Source organism: Polyangium sp. 15x6, from assembly GCF_029960785.1.
GTDB lineage: Bacteria > Myxococcota_A > Polyangia > Polyangiales > Polyangiaceae > Polyangium.
Genome location: NZ_JASBQE010000049.1, coordinates 1 through 17,921, shown reverse-complemented (window position 1 = coordinate 17,921; position 17,921 = coordinate 1). Strand labels below are relative to the sequence as shown.

The following is a 17,921-nucleotide window of genomic DNA, read 5'->3' as shown; positions in this document are numbered from 1 at the left end:
TATCCGAGGATCATCGTCTCCGTCGACCCAGCGCGATTCGGCCCTCGTTGAAGCTTCATCGCCCAGGCGACCGGCATCTTCGCGATTCAGACCCTCTCTCGTCAAGCAACATTTGGTCGAGATCGCGCGAGCTACACGGTAAACACTGCACGTTCGCCACGAACTTGGAAGGATCCAGCCTCATCGGACGAAGCCCAACCAGCACACGTCACCGTTCCGCGGGGGCACCGCTCACACGCGCCGTCTGTCGCTTGCCTGAGAGATCGAGCGACGGCTATAGTCGCGCCCCAACGCGACTTTTGCGCGTGGGGCATAACCACGGCGCGTGGCGCTCTTGGTGACTTGGTAGGGAGAGAAAGGGACTGCGAGGATGCGTCACCTGTTCATGTTGGCGTCCGAAGGAGGAGAGGTCGGGATGTGGGGGGCCATCAAGGAGAACCCCACCTTCCTCGTGATGAACCTCGTCGTCTCGGCGATCGTGGTGACGGTCATCATCGAGCGCGCCTACTTCCAGCTCGATCGCTACCGCGTGAACTCCAAGGAGTTCTTCGCCCAGATCAAGAAGCTCGTGGTCGCAGGCAACATCGACCGCGCCATCAAGCTCTGCGACGCCGGCGATTACCCGATCCTGCAGCTCGTCAAGGCCGGCCTCACCCAGGCGAGCAAGGGCGCCGACGAGATCGACGCCGCCCTCAGCGAGAAGCTCTCCGAGCTCAAGCCCGCCGTCGAGAAGCGCGTCGCGCTCCTCTGGTCCCTCGCGAACATCGCCACCCTGATCGGCCTCATCGGCACCGTCAGCGGTCTCATCAAGACCTTCGCCTCGATCTCGGCCCCCGGCCTCTCCGCCGCCGTCAAGCAGCAGATGCTCTCGAACGGCATCGCCGAGGCCATGTACAACACCGCGTTCGGCCTCGGCATCGCCGTGCTCTGCATGATCGCGCACGTCCTGCTCCACACGCGGTCGAAGAACATCCAGCACGATCTGGAGTCGACCACCGAGCGCGTCTTCAACCTGCTGACGATCGCCAAGCCGAACTTCTAGAGCGTCGCCCATGGCCGAGACCCACGACGCTCCGCTCAGCGCCTCGCAAAAATCGCGCATCCGGCGGCTTTCCCAGCCGAAAGATCCGGAGCCGGGCGAGGAGGCGGGTGAGCTCAACATCGTGCCCTTCCTCGACATCATCACGAACGTGATGATGTTCGTGCTCGCCAGCGTCTCGGTCACCTTCATCGCCTCGATCGACACGACCCCACCCGCGATCGGCGGCAAAGGTCGGAGCGACGTGGCGACGAAGGCGCTGAACCTCTCGGCGTTCATCACGACGCAGGGCATCTCGCTCAAGACCTCGAGCGGCAACGTCGCCCCGGGCTGCCAGGGCATCGGCGCCGGCATCACGATCCCGATGCGCGAGGCCAGCGTGCACGACTTCGCCGCCGTCACGAGCTGCGCGAAGCGGCTCAAGAACGCGGCCCCCGAGTTCAAGGAGGAGACCCAGGTGACGATCACCGCGAACCCGGGCGTCGAGTACGGGACGATCATCGACACGATGGACGCGCTCCGAAAAGACGGCGAAGAGGAGCTCTTCTCGGACGTGCACTTCGGGGTGGCGCGATGAACACCGAAGAGACCTTCGAGCCCGAGCCCGGGCAAGACAGCGGCCCGAACGCGCCCCGTCCCGCCCCGCGCCCGCGTCCCGCGCAGGCCCAGAAGGGCAGCATCGTCAAGTACAAGGCAGCCCTTCGGAAGGCGAAGCGCAAGAACGCGCGCGAGCCCGAGATCGACTTCCTCAACATCACGGCGATGCTCGACCTGATGACCATCATCCTGGTCTTCTTGCTGAAGAGCCTCGCCTCGTCGGCCGGCGCGATCCCGCAGTCCGACGACCTGCGCCTGCCGCAGTCCGTGATGGTCGGCGAGCCGAGCGACGAGGGCGTGCTCGTGGTCGTCTCGAAGACGCAGATCCTGGTCGGCGAAGAGTCCACGCCCGTCGTGACGCTGCCGAGCCGCGAGCAGCTCGCGCAGTCGGGCATCGAAGCCAAGCACAAGCGCAGCGGCCCGAACGACCTCTACATCGTGCCGCTCGCGAACTCGCTGCAGCACGCGCGCGAGATCGACAAGGCCGTCCGCGCGGCGAAGGGCCTCGACCCGTCCACGTCCGAGGCGCGCATCGTCGCCGACAAGACCACGCCCTACCGGCTGCTCATCGAGGTGCTCTACACCCTCGGCCAGAGCGAGTTCGGCAAGTACCACCTCATGATCCTGAGCGGGAAGAAGTAAGGCCCGCGGCCGCAAGACGCGGCGCGGGCCCCTTCCCTGCCCTCCCCCGAGGGCCGCGTTCAATCCACCGCGAAGAGCTCCTCCACGTCGGCCTTCGTGAGCTTCTTCGCGCCGCCCTGATCCTCGCTGAGGACCGAGGCCACGAGCTCGCGCTTCTTCGCCTTGAGCTGCAGGATCTTCTCCTCGATCGTCCCCTCCGCGACGAGGCGGTATGCCGTCACGACGCGGGTTTGTCCGATGCGGTGGGCGCGATCCGTCGCCTGCTGCTCCACGGCCGGGTTCCACCACGGATCGAAGTGGATGACCGTGTCCGCCGCCGTCAGGTTGAGGCCCGTCCCGCCGGCCTTCAGGCTGATCAGGAAGACCGGCACCGTCGGATCGTTCTGGAAGCGCTCCACGCGCTCCGCGCGGTCCTTCGTCGAGCCGTCGAGGTACTCGTAGGGCACGCCGTCCTCCTTCATCGCTCGCTCGATGATCTTCAGCATCATCACGAACTGGCTGAAGACGAGCACCTTGTGGCCGCCCTCGACTGCGTTCGCGATGAGCTCGCGCAAGGCCACGAGCTTGCCCGAGTCCTCGTCCGAGAACTCGCGCGGCAGGCCGAGCAGCCGCGGATCGCAGGCCGCCTGGCGCAGCCGCGTGAGGCCCGCGAGGATCTGCAGCTGGCTCTTGGCGATGCCGACGCGCTCCACCTCGCCGAGCACCTGGGCTCGCACCTCGCGCGCCACCTGCATGTAGATCGACCGCTGATCGCCCGTGAGATCGCAGATCTGATCCGTCTCGATCTTCTCGGGCAGGTCTTTGGCGACCTCCTGCTTCGTGCGGCGCAGGATGAACGGGTGGATGATCGAGCGCAGGCGCTGGGCGGTCTTGTAGTCGCCGGCCTCGATCGGGCGCGCCAGGCGCGCCTCGAACTTGTCGAGCGAGCCGAGCAGGCCCGGCGAGACGAAGTCGAAGATCGACCAGATCTCGGAGAGCCGGTTCTCGATCGGCGTACCCGTGAGCGCGAGCCTCCGACGCGCCTTGAGGCGCTTCGCGGCGGCCGCGGTCGCGGAGAGCGGGTTCTTGATGTGCTGCGCCTCGTCGAGGATCGCGTAGGTGAGGTCGAGCTTCGCGAGGAACTCCTCGTCGCGACGGAGCAGCGCGTAGCTCGTGATGATGACCTCGGCCTCCTGGACCTCCTCGATCTGGTCTTTGCGATCCGCGCCGTGCCAGAGCGCCACCCGGAGCGTCGGCGCGAACCGGACGAGCTCGCGCTCCCAGTTCGTCACGACGCTCGTCGGGGCCACGATCAGCGCTTTGACGTGCTTCTCCTCCTGCTTGACGCTGAGGAGCAGGGCGATCGTCTGCACCGTCTTGCCGAGGCCCATGTCGTCCGCGAGCACGCCGCCGGAGCCGATGTCGTGGATGAACTTGAGCCACGAGAGGCCGGCCTCCTGGTAGGGGCGCAGCGTCGCCTTGAGCGCGCGGGGCTTCTTCGCGCTCTCGATCTCCTCGATGCTGGAGAGCTTGTGGAAGAGCTCGCGCGCGCCCTGGGCCACGCTCGAGCCGCCCACCTGCGAGAGCAGCTCCTGGATGCGGCCCGCGTGCGCGAGCGGGAGCTTTCCGCTGCGGCCGGCCGCGGTCATGAGCTCGATCTCGCGGTCGAGCATGGCGCGGATCGTGTCCGGATCGAGCGGCGCGAACGAGCCGTCCTCGAGGCGGACGTAGCGCTTGCCCTCGGTGAGACAGCGGCGGAGCTCGTCGCGATCGACGGCCACGCCCTCGCTCTCGAACGTGAGCTTGACGTTCAGCCAGTCCATGCCGCTCGTGACCTTGGCGAAGACGCCGAGCGGCTTGTGCCGGACCTGCGTGTCGACGAGATCCTCGGGGACGAAGAGGTCCCAGTCCTCGGGCAGCTCCGCGAGTCCGTCGCTCCAGAAGCGGATGGCCGCGTCGCCGTTCGCCACGAACTCCTGGCCCGTCTCGTCGGGCTTGAGGCCGAGGCCGAGCAAGCGCGCCGCCGCCTCCTGCTGCGCCGCGATGTCGACGCGCACGCACCGCGCGCGCTTCATGCCCTCCTCGGGCGGCTGGATGAGCACGGGCGGCGAGATGCCGTCGGCGCGGACCTGCACTTCCTCCTCGCCGTACGCGGCGTAGAGCTGCACGTGCGCCTCGACGAGCGAGCCGCCGGCGCGCATGCGGAACGTCGGCGGCAGATCCACGACGTCGGCGATCTGCGCGAGGTCCGGCAGCTCCGCGCCGACCTCCAGCGCGACCTTCGGCAAGCCCTGCATGATCAGGCGCACGAGGTCGCGCATCGGCTCGCCGATCGTGGGCGAGCGCAGGAGCCTGCGCATCGCGGCGGGCGAGACGCGTTTGTCGAGGCGCCGCGCGATGCCCTCCTGCGTGTCGACGTGCCAGCCGGGCCAGCCCTCGAACCAGCCGCCCTGGAGCAGCGAGAAGCGGCGCTTGTCGGTCGGGCGCTCGAAGCTCGCCTTCACGATGATCGTGTCGCCGCCGACGGTCTCGAGGTCGAAGCGCGGGCGCAGCGGCTCCTCGGCGAAGCGCAGCTGCATGAGCGCGGGCTCGAGCAGCACGCGCTGGCCTTCGAGCAAGGGCAGGAGCTCGGCCACGTCCTCGCCGCGCACGTCGACCGCGGGATGCCGCGGGTTGCCGCTCTCGAAGCGGGCGAGGAGGCGCAGGGCGTCGCGATCGGGCGTCGGGTAGAGCGCCTGCCAGGCGAGCGCCGTCGAGGGCAGGATCGGCACGCGCGCGTCGGCGTCGAGCACCGTGACCGTGAGCGCGCCCTGGCGGACGTGCAGGCGGAACTCCACGCGCCGCGAGCCGCCGAGCCCCTCGGGGGGCAGCCACGCGCCGATGCCGGTTTGTTTCGCCGTCGCGTCTTGCTGCGGCGCTGTGATCACGGACGAGCCGGGCGGTCCCATCGCGGCCATCGAGGTCCTCTCGCTTGCGCCCATGTGCCCCATCGGGGCGCCCGGGCCGGGGCTACCGAGCGGCGGCTGCGAGCCGCGCGGTCGATCGCGCCTTCGCACGCGCTTCAAAGCATCGCCGCCGGCGTGCGCCGTCTGCGGCAACATCGGGGCGGGCACGGGGCCCTGCCTCGGCTGCGAGCCGCGGGCCTGATCCCGCAGCGTGATGAGCAGGGCGGCGACGTGCTTGCAGTGCTGGCCCCCCTTCGAGAACGTCGGGCACGAGCAGTACGACTTGATGCCGTCCGGCGTGAGCTCGACCTTCACCGGGTACGGCTCGGAGTCGCTCGCGCGGACGACGCCGCTCGCGCTCATCTCCTGGACGTCGATGTCCTCGACGACACGCCTTCGGAAGTATTCGAGGCCGCGTAGGAACGTGCGAGCGCCGAGCAAGCGGCGCAGCCCGCGGTCGCTCAAGGTGGAGAGTGCGTCGGTGATCGGAGGCGGCACGTTGAATGGGGGGGGTTTGTCCCGCGGCGAGCGGGCGCGTCGATCGGATGGTTTGGCGCCCTTCTGGCGCGGGCTAGACGAAGAACGGCAAAAAGACGAGCGTGACCACGGGAAGCATTTTCACGAGCACGTGGATCGCGGGCCCGGCCGCGTCCTTCAGCGGATCGCCGACCGTGTCACCCGAGGCCGCCGCGAGGTACGTCGGGTTGTCGACCCGCGCGCCGGTCTCGTCGACGAGGTACCGCCCGCCGTGCGCCCCGGTCACGATGTACTTCTTCGCGTTGTCCCAAGCGCCCCCCGCATTGCCGAGCAGGAGCGCGCCCAGGACGCCTGCGATCGTCGCGGCCAGGATCAAGGCAGCGACCGCGTCGGCAACGGCTAGAGGATTATCTTCCGTTCCGGCGAAGCGCAAGCCCAGTCCCACCGCGATCGGCACCGAGGCGGCGACCAGGGCCGGCGTGATCGCATGGCCGAGCGCGGCGCGGCTGCCGAGCTCCACGCACGCGTCCAGGTCGGGCGCCGCGAGCCCGCCCCGCGCGGCGGGCGCCGCGGACTGGCTCGACCGCGAGGCCCGCGGATGCGGCGGGGTCCAGGCCGTGCTCGTCCCGAGCGACGAGGGCGCGTTGATCTGCCGGCGCGCCTCGTCGAGCACGCGCCTGGCCGCGCGCGATACGCCGCCAATGCACCGCGAGGCGAACCAGACGACCAGGACGATGCCGACGGCCGCGCCGAGGTACACCTCCGGCCGGCCCACCGCGAGCGCGTTCGCCGCCGTCGCCGCCGGTTTTCCCGCAGGCAGGCGCCGCTTGGCCTCGTCCAGCCAGACCGACACGAGCATGGAGGTGGCGAGGAGCGCGGCCGCGCCCGCGTGGGCCCTGGTAAAAGCCTTCGCCGTGTTGCCGACGGCGTCGAGGACCACGGTCCGGCCGCGAACATCCGGGCGCTCGCGGCCGATCGTCATCTCCACGATCCCGCCCGCGCTGTCGATGATCGGCGCGAAGCCGGCCATCGCGAGCGCATAAGCCGCGGTGCCGAGCAGGCCCATCGTGGCCACGGCGATGCCGAGCGCGCCGCCGCCGTCGAGGCCGGTGCGGGCGCCGAGCACGTGCGCCGACGCCACGGCGGCGCCGAGGATCACGAGCGGAGCGAGCGCGCCCTCGAGGCCCACCGAGGCCCCGCGGAGGAGCGCGAGCGGCGGGCCGACGCGCGCGGCCTCGGCGATCTCGCGGACGGGGCGGTAACGGCTCTCCGTGTAGTACTGGGCCACGAAGAGGAGGAGGATGCCGGCGGCCATGCCCACGGCGGCCGCGCCGAAGAGCGGGAGCCAGTGCTTGCCGAGCAGCCACTTCGCCGCGCCCGCCGTGCCCACCGCGCCGAGCAGCGCCGTGACGAAGAGGCCCCGGGCGAGCGCGTTCATCGGGTCTTCGCGGTCGTCCGTGCGCACGACCATCACCCCGAACATCGCGGCGAGGACGCCGAAGGCGCGCGTGACCACGGGGAAGAGCATGATCGAGAGGACGCTCGGGATGCCCTCGTTGCCGCGAAAGACGGCGGCCGCGATCAGCATCGCGCCGAGGTTCTCCGCCACGGTGGACGCGAACGCGGACGCGGCCTTGCTCGCGCCCTCGCCCGCGCAGTCGCCCGCGAGATCCGCGATCGTGGCCGGGTTGCGGGCATCGTCCTCGGGCAATCCGAGCTCCTTGCCAGCAAGATCGGCGCCCATGTCCGCGCTCTTGGCGAAGGCGCCGCCGCCGAGCTCGGCAATGAGCGCGGCGAACGCGCCGCCGAGCGCATAACCAGCGATGACGAGCGGGATCGAGGGAGCGAGCTTCAGCGCAGCGCCGGGCTCGGCCGAGAAGCCGCCCTTGGTCGCGAAGACGATGGCGAAGAGGCCAACGAGCCCGATGAGCCCGAGCGAGACGGAAAAGAGTCCCGAGACAGCGCCGCCGCGAATGGCGATCTGCAGCGCATGGTCGAGCGAACGGCGGGCGCCGCTGGCCGCGCGCACGTTCGCGCGCGCGGCCGTCCAGGCAGCGACCTGCGCAGCCGCGACGGCCGAGCCGACGCCGAGGGCAAAGGAGAGCGTGAGCCAAGCCCCGAGCTCGAGCGGCGGAAACGCCTGGGCCTCGGGCTTCTGCCGAGCAAGGCCATACGCGAGGAAGATGCCGCCGCCAGGGACGGCCGAGACAGCGAGGATGGTGCCCCGCAGCCGCTTCGTGAAGAACACGGCAGCCGCGCGAATCCGAGCCGCGACGCGCGGCATGTCCCCCTCCCCCGTGGGGCAACCGAGCACCCAGCGCGCGAGGTAGCCCGCGAACCCGATGCCGAGCAGGCTGATGCCGAGGATGAGCGCGAGCTCGGTCATGAGGAGGTCATCGCGGCCATTCGCCCGTGGGTTCGTCGACACGAACCCCATCCCGCTGGGAAGGCGAGCCGCGGGAGGTCCACTACCGCGATGCGCGTGTCAGGGCAAGCCCGTCGCGTGTCGGGTGGTGGCGTAGCGCCGGGGTTTCACCCCGGACCCGACCAGGGGTTGTCCACCCCTGGACCCGGACCAGCGCAAGCGCTGGACTCGGGGTCGATGAACTGCGCGATGCGCAGTTCATCGAACGAGCCGGGGTTCAAGAGCGGCAGCCAAGACAGCAGCGCTGACGTTTCAACCGGCAAGGCGATCCTACCGGCCTGTGGGAAGAACTGCGCTTCGCGCAGTTCTTCCCCCTGAGGTCCAGGGCTGCGCCCTGGTTCGGGTCCAGGGGCGAACAGCCCCTGGTCGGGCCCGGGGTGAAACCCCGGCGCGGCGCTGTGGACCCCCCTCTCAGGGGTTCTTCTGCGCGTTGGAAGCTTTTTCCACGTCGCGGCCCGTCGCATGTTCGAGCCGCGTGCGGGCCACGAGGATCCCGACGCGCGCGTCCACGCGCCGCAAGCGCGCGCGCGTCAGCTCGGCCTCGGCGTCGACGAGCGCCACGCCCGTCGCACGACCCGCACGGAAGAGCTCGTTCTGCACACGCACCCCTTCCTCTGCCGCAGCGAGCCCCCGATCGGCCGCGTCGATGTTTGCCTCGGCGCGCTTGAGCTCCGCGTACGCCGACGCGACCTCGACCTTGAGCCCCTGGAGCAGCTGCTCCTTCTGCGCGGCGATCTGCTCCACGCGCGACTGCGCCTCGGTCACGGCGGGGATCGTCGTGAGCGTGTCGTTGATCGTCCAGGAGAGCCGCACGCCCGCGTTCCACGTGAACCGGAACTCGTCGGTCTGCGGGAAGACGCGCTGGTTCGGGTTCTGGTACTGCCCCTCGGCGAACCCGTCGATGCGCGGGAAGTAACCCGCGCGTGTCAGCGAGACTTGCTTCTTCAGCGAGTGCTCCGTCTCGTCGAGCGCGCGGATCTCCAGCCGCCGCGCGAGCGCCTCGTCCTGCAGCGCCGTGAGCTGCACCGTGCTCGGCTCCGCCGACGCATGCAGCACGTCCACGCCGATCGTAAGCGGCTTGCCGGCCGGGAGCATGAGCGAGACGCGGATCTGCTCCTCGGCGAGCGCCGCGAGCGCGTCCGCGTCGGCCTGCACCTGCTGCGCAGACGCGACCTGCGCTTCGAGGCGCAGCACGTCGGCCTTCGAGATGAGCCCCGCCTGGAACGTGAGGTTCGCGTCCTTGAGATGCGCCTCGGCCTGCGCCACGGCCTCCTTCGCGACGACGGCGCTGCCCTTGGCGCGGACCCAGTTGAAGAACGCGACCTTCGCGTCCGCGGCGATCGTCAACCCCTCGGCCTCGAGCTCGATCCGCTTCGCGCTCTCGGCGTGCGAGGCGGACGCGTAGCCCTGCGAGATGCGCAGCACGTAGTCCGAGATCGGCACCGAGATCGACGCCGTGAGCGAGTACGAGTTCAGGAGGACGGGGAACGAAAAGGCCGGCGTCTGCACCGCGGTGATCGGCGTGCCCGCGATGTCCGTGACGCAGTTGCCCGAGAGCGGGGGCGGGCACGGCTGCGACACGAGCGGCCCTTGCTGCACGGGGATCACCTGCGGGTTCGCCGGGTCCAGATTCGTGCCGACGTAGGAGGTCGACGGCGCGCCGAGCACGTTCTGGACCCGGGAGAGGCGCGTGTAGCCCGCGGCGACGGTGACACGCGGCAGGTAGTTGAGGAGCGCCTGATCGACACGCGCGGCGGCGGCGCGGAGCTCGGCCTGCTTGACGCGGAGCGACGGACGGGTGCGAAGCGCGATGCGCGCCGCCTCGTCCGGGGTCAAGCCTCCGGGCTGGGGCGCGAGGGCCTCGGCGATACGATCCGTGGCGGGGGGAGGCGGCGCGGGCGCGGCCGCGGGGGCGGCGGGCGCGGGTTGCGCGAGGGCCGCGGCGGGCGCGCCGAGCAGCAGGGCGAGCGTGCACGCCGTCAAGGCGCGGTGGGCTCTGCGGGGCGAGGACGAAGACACAAGGCGGGAGACAGAGGACGTCATGTTGACCCGCCGGTCACTTATGGGCGCTCGCCTCTCCCGTCAAGCATCCTTGCACGACTTTACATGGGCGGCATCACGCCGGGGTCACGTGGATTCGTGACCCCCGGGTCGTGACGTTTCTTCAGCGCATGTACGCCGGCGTGGCCACGGCGCTGCGGCACTGCCAGTTGAAGCTCCGCATGTGCGGCGCGCGACCGTGCCGCTGGAGCTTCGCCACGAGATCGCCGACGGCGTTCGCCAGCGAGCCATCGTGCGAGTAGTGGTAGGCCATGGCCATGACGTACGCGGCTTCACCCCAGTGCTCGTCGTCCGGGTCTTCCTCGCCCCGGCCCGTTCCGCCTTCGCCCATGAAGTAGTAGGGCTTGCCGGAGCTGTCCATCCCTTCGCGCGCGATGGCGCGGCCGAGCTTCACGATCGACGCGTGCACCTGGTTCTCGCGCTGGCCACCGCGCTCGCTCGCGTAGAGATCGAGACCGTCGGCGAGGATGGCGCTCATCCAGGGGCTGCAACCGAAGTAGCCGTACCCCTCGCCGTGCGCGCCGGCGTGGTGCGCGAAGCAGCGGGCATTCGAATCGCCGTAGCCCTGCGGATACGTCGCCTGGATGTCGAGGTACGCGTCGACCGCGTCATCGGCGAGCTCCTGGAAATGGGCGCTCCGATCGTCGGAGACCATCATCGCGTAGGTCATGTCGAGCAGGTAGAAGCCCGCATGGCGCTCGGTCCAGAGGCCCGTGTCCCTCCCCTTGTACCGGGGTTTCCAGATGGAGGCCATTCGATCGGCCACGCTCTCCGCGGCCTCGCGGAAGCGATCGTCGCCCGTCAGGAGGTAATGGATCGCGAGGTTCTGGCTGTAATGGTACTTGGGATCGTTCGCCTTTCTGGGAATGCCGATCTCCAGGTTCCTCCCGCTGCCGGAGATGCCCGCGCGGTAAAGCGCGGTCTCGGCGTAGGCCGTGCGGAGCGTCCCGACGTCGCCCCGCCGCGCATACCCCCGATAAAACGTGGTGCCGCGATCGTAGAGCCAGACCGCGGGATCGCTCTTCTTCGGGAGGAACGCGTCGACGTCGTGCCGATCGTAATCGCAGACCTTCGCCCAGCCGTCGTACGGCGAGCCCGCGGTCTCGGATTCCGGGGCGATCGTGCCCATCACGCCGCTCTTCGCGAGCCGCTGGGGCGAGAGGAGCGCATACACGCGCGGCCCTTTCGTCCCGTCCGCGTCCCAGAGCGTCTGCTGCACGGGGACCATCGAGAGCGCGCCTGCTCTCGACCGCTCGCCCACGATCACGCGCAGCTCCGTCTCGCCGGACACGGCCACGTCGACCTGGACTTGCACGCTCCGGAGGCTCCCGTCGGGGTGACGGGCGAGCCCGCGGCGCGCGAGGGGCAGGTCGCGGCCCTCGTGGACCACGCGAACCATGGATTCCTCGAAAAGCTCGCCGGGGGCGAGGGGAATCGCGAAATTGACGCGCTGGCTACCGGTGCCACCCTGCGACGGCACGAGGCGCACCGACTCGGCGCGCGGCGACGAGAGCGCGCTCTCGGCTTCATCGCTCTCCGCGGTCTCCTCGGTGGTCGTGACGGCGTCTTCCGCGACCTCCTCGTCGCTCGCCTCGCTTTCGGCCGTATCGCTCACGGCGTCCACGTCGCTCTCGGCGGCCTCGATCTCGTCATCCTGGACGACGTCTTCGGAGGCGACACACGAGGCCGTGGAGGCGGCGAGGAGGAGGGCGAGAAGCGAAATACAAGAATTGGAATGATAACGGTGCATGGGTGCGCCTTTCAAAGGAGGTGTGCGAATGGCCGAGCCGGGCCGACGCGGTCGCCGCGAGGACGAGGGCCAAACGAAGGATGCCGGTGCGCGCTGGAAGGGCCGAATGAGGCCGGCGCGTCAATCGGTGTCGGTCACGGGCAATTGAATGACAGGCAGCCGGGACGTCGTCGAGATATTTAATGGGAACGGCAGGACGCTGCGGGGCTGCGCATTACCAACCTCCAGCTTTATTTTGGAGAGCGGCCCCACCGGAGCGACGTGGTTTGCCGGCATTCGCGGCATTCGTGGCTGACAGGCGTGCCCGGCGCGCGCGGGATCCGTGCGAAAACTGCGCGGAATCCCACCGGACGCGCGCCAAGGCCCCCTCCGCCCGCCCGGCGCTCTGCTTGGCGCCCTTCCCAAGACACTCCCGGACGCGCCCACCTCTCTTTGGTGCCCCTCCAAAGACCCCTTCCGACGCGCCCACCTCTCTTTGGCGCCCCTCCAAAGACACCTCCGGACGCGCCGACCCCTCTTCGGCGCTCCGCCGAAGACACCTCCGGACGCGCCCACCTCTCTTTGGCGCTCCGCCAAAACACTTCCGGCACACGCCGACCCCTCTTCGGCGCATTCGCGTCCCTCGATTCCGCCTCCGACATATCGCGCGATTCTGTTTGCGTTTTCGCTCACCAGACGACATCGAGAAGCGAAGCCTTGGAGGTATCGATGCCCGTCCAGTCCCACCGGCGCCCGGAGCTACGTACATCCGTCGTGAAGTTGCTCGAAACCCTGGTCCCCGCCGTGCGGGACGGAGGCGAGGTGCCGCTCCTCTCGATCGTGGAGAGCGTCGCGGGCGATCGATTGAAGCCCGAGGTCCGAAAGCAGCTCGAGGCCCGGGGCAACGCCGTCTTCCACCGCGAGGGCGAGGCGACGCGTTTCCTCAACGAAGGCCCGGCGCTGCGCATCCCCCTCAAGCGATTCGATCTGCGCATCGCGCCCCGCCTCTCCGGTGATGCCCGCCTCGTCGCGGGCGGCGCCGCCCTGAGCTTCCGCGGCGCCGAGACGCTGAGCGCGAGCAAGTTCCTGTTCTCCGTGCGCCTCGAAGGCATCGAAGCCACCGACCAGCGGATCTACGTCGACATGGAGGGCGACTCCTTCGACCAGGTCTTCGAGCTGGTGTGACATCCGCGTCATAGCGGCGCCGGCTGGCACACCATTTCCCGCCCAGCGCGAACCCTCCTTCACGGGCGCACGCGACGCCCCCCGGAGTGCAACCCCGCACCCCGATTGAGATTCCGTTTCTTCCACGCGCAGTTGGAGCGTGAACTGGAAGTGGCGAGAATTCGACAAGGCTTGGCTTCTTATTTGCCAAGCGGAGCGCGGAGGCCTCATGCGAACCCATCTTCGACGCCCTCTCGCCTTGCTCCTCGTCTCCCTCGCCGGCGCCAGCATCGCCGCCGGATGCTCAGGCATCGACGACACCTTCATCCCCAACAAGGACATCGCCGTCGCCGCCGTCTCGCCGCCTGCCATCTCCGGTGGCACCCTCGCCATCGCAGATGACGGCAAGACCGCCGTCGCCGCCGACCCGGACCGCGACATGGTCTGGATCGTCGACCTCGAAGCCCGCGCGCTGAAAGCCAAGGTCACGCTGGAAGAGGGCGACGAGCCCGGGCGCGTGGCGATCGACGCCAAGGGCCGCGCCCACGTGGCCCTCCGCTCGGGCGGCGCCGTGGCGTCGATCGACGTGGCCGGCGGCGGCAAGCTGATCGAACGTCGTCAGGTCTGCGCGACGCCGCGCGGCATCGCCTACGAGGCCGAGAACGACCGCCTCCACGTGGCCTGTCAGTCGGGTGAGCTCGTGACGCTGCCCGCGGGCGGCGGCGCGGCGACGCGCGTGCTGAAGCTCGAGCGCGATCTGCGCGACGTGGTGGTGCAAGGCGACAAGCTGCTCGTGAGCCGCTTCCGCTCGGCCGAGGTGCTCGTCGTGGGCATGGACGGCAAGGTCTGGCAGCGCGAGGCGCCGGCCAAGGTGACGGGCTTCGATCCGTTCACCGGCGGGGAGTCGCACTTCGAGCCGGCCGTGGCGTGGCGCATGGTGTCGCGGCCGAGCGGCGGCGCGATCATGGTGCACCAGCGCGGGACGTCGAACGCGGTGGTGATCGAGCAGCCCGGCGGCTACGGCAGCGGCGGCGGCTGCGACGGGAGCATCGTGCAGACGACGGTGACCGAGGTGGAGCCCGGCAACGAGACGGTGCCCATCGTGATCCCGACCCTGGCCGGCGCGTCGCTCTCCGGCTCGGCCCTGCCCGTCGACATCGCGGTCTCCCCGAACCAGAGCGAGGTGACGATCGTCGCCGCCGGCAACAACGCGATCCTGCGGACGACGCGGAGCTCGATCGCGGAGAACCAGTCGACGGGCTGCGATCCGTCGTTCGCCGAGCAGGTGCCCGGCCAGCCGATCGCGGCGCAGTACTGGGGCGGCGGGGAGCTCGCCGTGCAGCTGCGCGAGCCCGCGGCGATCTACCTGCCGAACACGCAGCAGACGATCGAGCTGCCCGGCGAGAGCCGCCGCGACACGGGCCACGACGTGTTCCACCAGAGCGCGACGGGCTTCAACTCGCTCGCGTGCGCGTCGTGCCACCCGGAGGCGATGGATGACGCCCGGACCTGGAACTTCAACCCGATCGGTCCGCGCCGGACGCAGTCGATCCGCGGCGGCATCCTGGCGACGGCGCCGCTCCACTGGGACGGCGACATGGAAGACCTCGGCCACATCATGAGCGAGGTGTTCGTGAACCGCATGGGCGGCCAGCCGCTCGGCCCGCGTCAATCGCGTCTCGTCGGTCGCTGGATCGACGCGCAGCCGGTGCTGCCGAAGGCCGAGATCGCGGACGCGACGGCGGTGGAGCGCGGCAAGGAGCTCTACTTCGACGCGAAGGTCGGCTGCGGGACCTGCCACAACGGCGCGAAGCTGACGAACAACGACTGGGCCGACGTGGGCACGGGCAAGGCGTTCCAGGTGCCGACGCTGATGGGCATCGCGGACCGCGCGCCCTTCATGCACGACGGCTGCGCCACGACGCTGCGCGACCGCTTCAACCCGGCCTGCGGCGGCGGTGACAAGCACGGCGTGACGTCGCACCTGACGCCGGCGCAGGTCGACGACCTCGTGGCCTACCTCGAGACGCTCTGAGAACGGTGGGGGCGCGGCCCCCACGTCTCACGCCCACGAAGCTCCGGATCCGGAGCGCCTCCCGTCCCCTCCCCGCTCACGACAAACCCCTCGGAACACCGCGACGAACGTCTTTCCGGCGCTCGTCGCGGCGCGCGTTCGTCCTCGCCGCAAATGAAAACGATTTTCATTGTCATTATCATATCAGGGCGGTAGCCTGAGTTTCCATGAGCCGCTACACAGGTCCCCGCGTTCGCGTGATGCGCGCCCTCGGCTGCGATCTTCCGGGGTTTTCGCGCAAAAAGATTGATCGACGTCCGTACCCGCCAGGTCAGCACGGGCAGGCGCGGCACAAACTCTCCGAGTACAAGCTCCGCCTGATCGAGAAGCAGAAGCTTCGGTTCGGGTACGGCGTCTCCGAGGTCCAGCTCCGGCGCTTCATGGTCGAAGCCGGGCGAAGCCAGGGCGCCCCCGGTGACAAGCTCGTCGAGCTGCTCGAGCGGCGTCTCGACAACGTCGTGTTCCGCGCAGGTTTCGCGCGCACGATCCCGGCTGCGCGGCAGCTCGTCAGCCATGGCTTCGTGCACGTGAACGGGCGACGTGTCGACATCGCGTCGTTCCGGGTCGACCAGGGACACAAGATTTCCCTCGTGCCCAGGGTCTGGAAGAACCCGCACGTGCTCGCCGCGATCGCAGACGAGACGATGGAGCGCGCCTCGTGGCTCAACGTCGACAAGGCCGCGTTCCACGCCACCGTGACGGCGCTGCCGGACGCCTCCTCGGCGTTGTTCCCCGTCGATGTGCAGCGGGTCGTCGAGTTCTATTCGCTCCGTCTCTGACGCGGGGCGTTGCCCCGCACCCCAGCAGGAGGCTGTCCGCCCCCTGCACCCCGGACCAGGCACGGCCTGGACCGAAAGCGAAAAAACCGCGCGATGCGCGGTTTTTCCGACGGGCCCGTGGCAAGACCACGATCCTCCTCGCCAGCCAAGACAGCAACGCTGCCCCACGTGCTGGGGACGTTCTCCCTGTCGACAGCGCGCATCGCGCGCTGTCGCCCCACGTCCAGGGCTTGCCCTGGTCCGGGTCCAGGGGTGGACAACCCCTGGTCGGGGTCCGGGGTGAAACCCCGGCGCGACGCCCCCCGAAACGCAAGTTTCTTGCGCATCCCGTCGGATCCTCGTCAGGAGCCGCGCGATTGGGTATCCTCCCGAGGCGTGAACGTCGAACAACGAATCGCGGCGCTGGAAGCGCTCCTCGACAAGGTCCAGAAGAACGCCGCGTTGCCCCGGCCCGAGCGTGCCGGGATCGGCGCGCTCGCGGTGAAGCCGGGGGACGACGTGGTCGGCGCCCCGATCCCCACGCTCGCCGAGGCCGCGACGCCGATCGTCACGAAGAAGCCCGACATCAGCGAAGACCTCTGGGACGAGGCGCCCGCGAAGGAAGCGCCCGCGAAGGCCGTGGCCATCGCATCTCCGCTGCCCGGCCTCAAGGAGGGCACGCCGAGGACGCCCCCGGCCAAACCCGCGCCCGTCACCACGGCTGCCAAGCCTCCCGCTGTGCCGGGTCCGAAGCCGCTCACGCCCGTCACCACGGCCGCCAAGCCTGCCGCCGTCGCGCCGGCCGCCACGAAACCCGCGGCCATCCCCGGCCCGAAGCCGCTCACGCCCGTCACCACGGGCGCGAAGCCGGCCGCGACGACGCCTGCCGCGACGCCCGCCGCCAAGACCGGACTCGGGGCCGCGATGCCGAAGCTCACGACGCCGGCCGCGACGCCCATCGCCACGAAGCCGGCCGCGAAGCCGGTCGACGAGCTAAAGAGGACGCTGCCCGGTGTCGGCGACGGCGAAGAGGTCGGCGACTCCCGTCCCCCGCCGCTCCAGGACACCGACGCGATCACCGCGCCGCTCGCGCTCGCGCCGGAGCAGATCGAGGCCCTCATCGGGACCGACGCTGCGAAGAAGCCGGAGACGACGAGCACCGGTTTGCCCTCGGCGATCGAGGAGGACGGCGACGGCGACGACGCCGAGCCGACGAAGCTGTTCGAGCCCGCCTCGACGTCGAAGCCGAGCGCCGCGCTCGTCGCAGCGCTCGTGAGGCCGCCCGAGCCGGAAAAGAAGCCCGAGCCCGAGAAGGAGCCGGAGCCCGTCCTCGAAGCGAAGCCCGAGCCCGAGAAGAAGCCCGAGCTCGAGGCCGTCGTCGAGGTCGAGGCTGCCGCGCCCGAGAAGGAGCCCGAGTCCGAGAAGAAGCCCGCTTCGGTCAGGAAGCCCGAGCCCGAGGCCGTCGTCGAGATCGAGGCCGCCGCGCCCGAGAAGAAGCCCGAGTCCGAGAAGAAGCCCGCGCCGGCCAAGAAGCCCGAGGTCGAGACCGAGGAGGCCTCGATCGAGCTCGGCGCCGCGGAGCTCGAGCCGAAGCCGGAGCCGGAAAAGAAGCCGGCCGCGAAGCCGCCGCTGCCGACGAAGAAGCCCGAGGTCGAGAAGAAGCCCGTCGCCGTGACCAAGCCGCCGGTGGAGAAGAAGCCGGTCGTCGTGGCGAAGGAGCCGGAAGAGACGAAGCCGGAGCCGGAGCCGAAGAAGGGTTTGCCCGGGTGGCTGCTCGTCGCCGCGGCGCTCTTGCTCATCGGCGCGGGTGCGTTCGTCGCGATGCAGAAGGGCTGGATCGGCGGCTTGCCCGGCGGGACGCAGCCCGGAAACACGGGCGGCGCCGTGACGCCGACGCCCACGCCCACGGAGACGGTGAAGGCTGCGCCGACGCCGGCCACCGCGGAGACGGCGCCGGCGCCGTCGGACAGCGCCCTGGCCGCTCCGCCCGCGAGCGCGTCGGCCGCGCCCGCGGGCAGCGCTTCGGCCGCG

General features: G+C 69.9%; 10 protein-coding genes and 1 pseudogene. 7 read left to right on the top strand and 4 right to left on the bottom strand.

The features are described 5' to 3' along the window. Window positions 1–415: 415 nt before the first annotated feature. The 3 genes from QHF83_RS30465 to QHF83_RS30455 are packed head-to-tail and all read left to right on the top strand — an operon-like array spanning window position 416 to window position 2,278. Entirely contained in the window at window positions 416–1,042 is a 627-nt protein-coding gene (locus tag QHF83_RS30465) for a MotA/TolQ/ExbB proton channel family protein (protein ID WP_272427733.1), read from the top strand. Window positions 1,043–1,052: 10 nt separating this feature from the next. Then, window positions 1,053–1,616, top strand: a complete 564-nt coding sequence (locus tag QHF83_RS30460; RefSeq protein WP_282421494.1) for a biopolymer transporter ExbD — start codon at window positions 1,053–1,055, stop codon at window positions 1,614–1,616. Continuing rightward, window positions 1,613–2,278, top strand: a complete 666-nt coding sequence (locus QHF83_RS30455; protein WP_282421493.1) for a biopolymer transporter ExbD — start codon at window positions 1,613–1,615, stop codon at window positions 2,276–2,278. The genes QHF83_RS30460 and QHF83_RS30455 overlap by 4 nt, the downstream gene beginning before the upstream one ends. Before the next feature lie 59 nt (window positions 2,279–2,337). Here QHF83_RS30455 and QHF83_RS30450 read toward each other — a convergent pair whose 3' ends face one another. The 4 genes from QHF83_RS30450 to QHF83_RS30435 form a co-directional block, all read right to left on the bottom strand. Next, window positions 2,338–5,667 carry an SNF2-related protein gene (locus tag QHF83_RS30450; protein WP_282421492.1) on the bottom strand — a complete coding sequence of 1,110 codons (3,330 nt, stop codon included), beginning with the start codon at window positions 5,665–5,667 and terminating at the stop codon, window positions 2,338–2,340. A 106-nt stretch (window positions 5,668–5,773) separates the two neighbouring features. Further along, window positions 5,774–8,065 carry a sodium/proton-translocating pyrophosphatase gene (locus QHF83_RS30445; protein WP_282421491.1) on the bottom strand — a complete coding sequence of 764 codons (2,292 nt, stop codon included), beginning with the start codon at window positions 8,063–8,065 and terminating at the stop codon, window positions 5,774–5,776. Between the two features lie 450 nt (window positions 8,066–8,515). Next, entirely contained in the window at window positions 8,516–10,087 is a 1,572-nt protein-coding gene (locus tag QHF83_RS30440; protein ID WP_282421490.1) for a TolC family protein, read from the bottom strand. A gap of 181 nt (window positions 10,088–10,268) precedes the next feature. Continuing rightward, window positions 10,269–11,915: a hypothetical protein gene (locus tag QHF83_RS30435; protein ID WP_282421489.1), complete on the bottom strand. Its 1,647-nt coding sequence runs from the start codon at window positions 11,913–11,915 to the stop codon at window positions 10,269–10,271. 753 nt (window positions 11,916–12,668) lie between these two features. On the opposite strand from QHF83_RS30435, the gene QHF83_RS30430 reads away from it, so the two are divergent. The 4 genes and pseudogenes from QHF83_RS30430 to QHF83_RS30415 form a co-directional block, all read left to right on the top strand. Then, window positions 12,669–13,079, top strand: a complete 411-nt coding sequence (locus QHF83_RS30430; protein ID WP_282421488.1) for a hypothetical protein — start codon at window positions 12,669–12,671, stop codon at window positions 13,077–13,079. A gap of 208 nt (window positions 13,080–13,287) precedes the next feature. After that, entirely contained in the window at window positions 13,288–15,093 is a 1,806-nt protein-coding gene (locus tag QHF83_RS30425) for a c-type cytochrome (RefSeq protein WP_282421487.1), read from the top strand. Between the two features lie 206 nt (window positions 15,094–15,299). Continuing rightward, the gene (gene rpsD, locus QHF83_RS30420) at window positions 15,300–15,911 is read left to right on the top strand and encodes a 30S ribosomal protein S4 (RefSeq protein WP_282421486.1); all 612 of its coding nucleotides are present in this window, start codon (window positions 15,300–15,302) and stop codon (window positions 15,909–15,911) included. A gap of 375 nt (window positions 15,912–16,286) precedes the next feature. After that, window positions 16,287–17,921 (top strand): annotated as a pseudogene (locus tag QHF83_RS30415) (hypothetical protein); the annotation flags it as partial.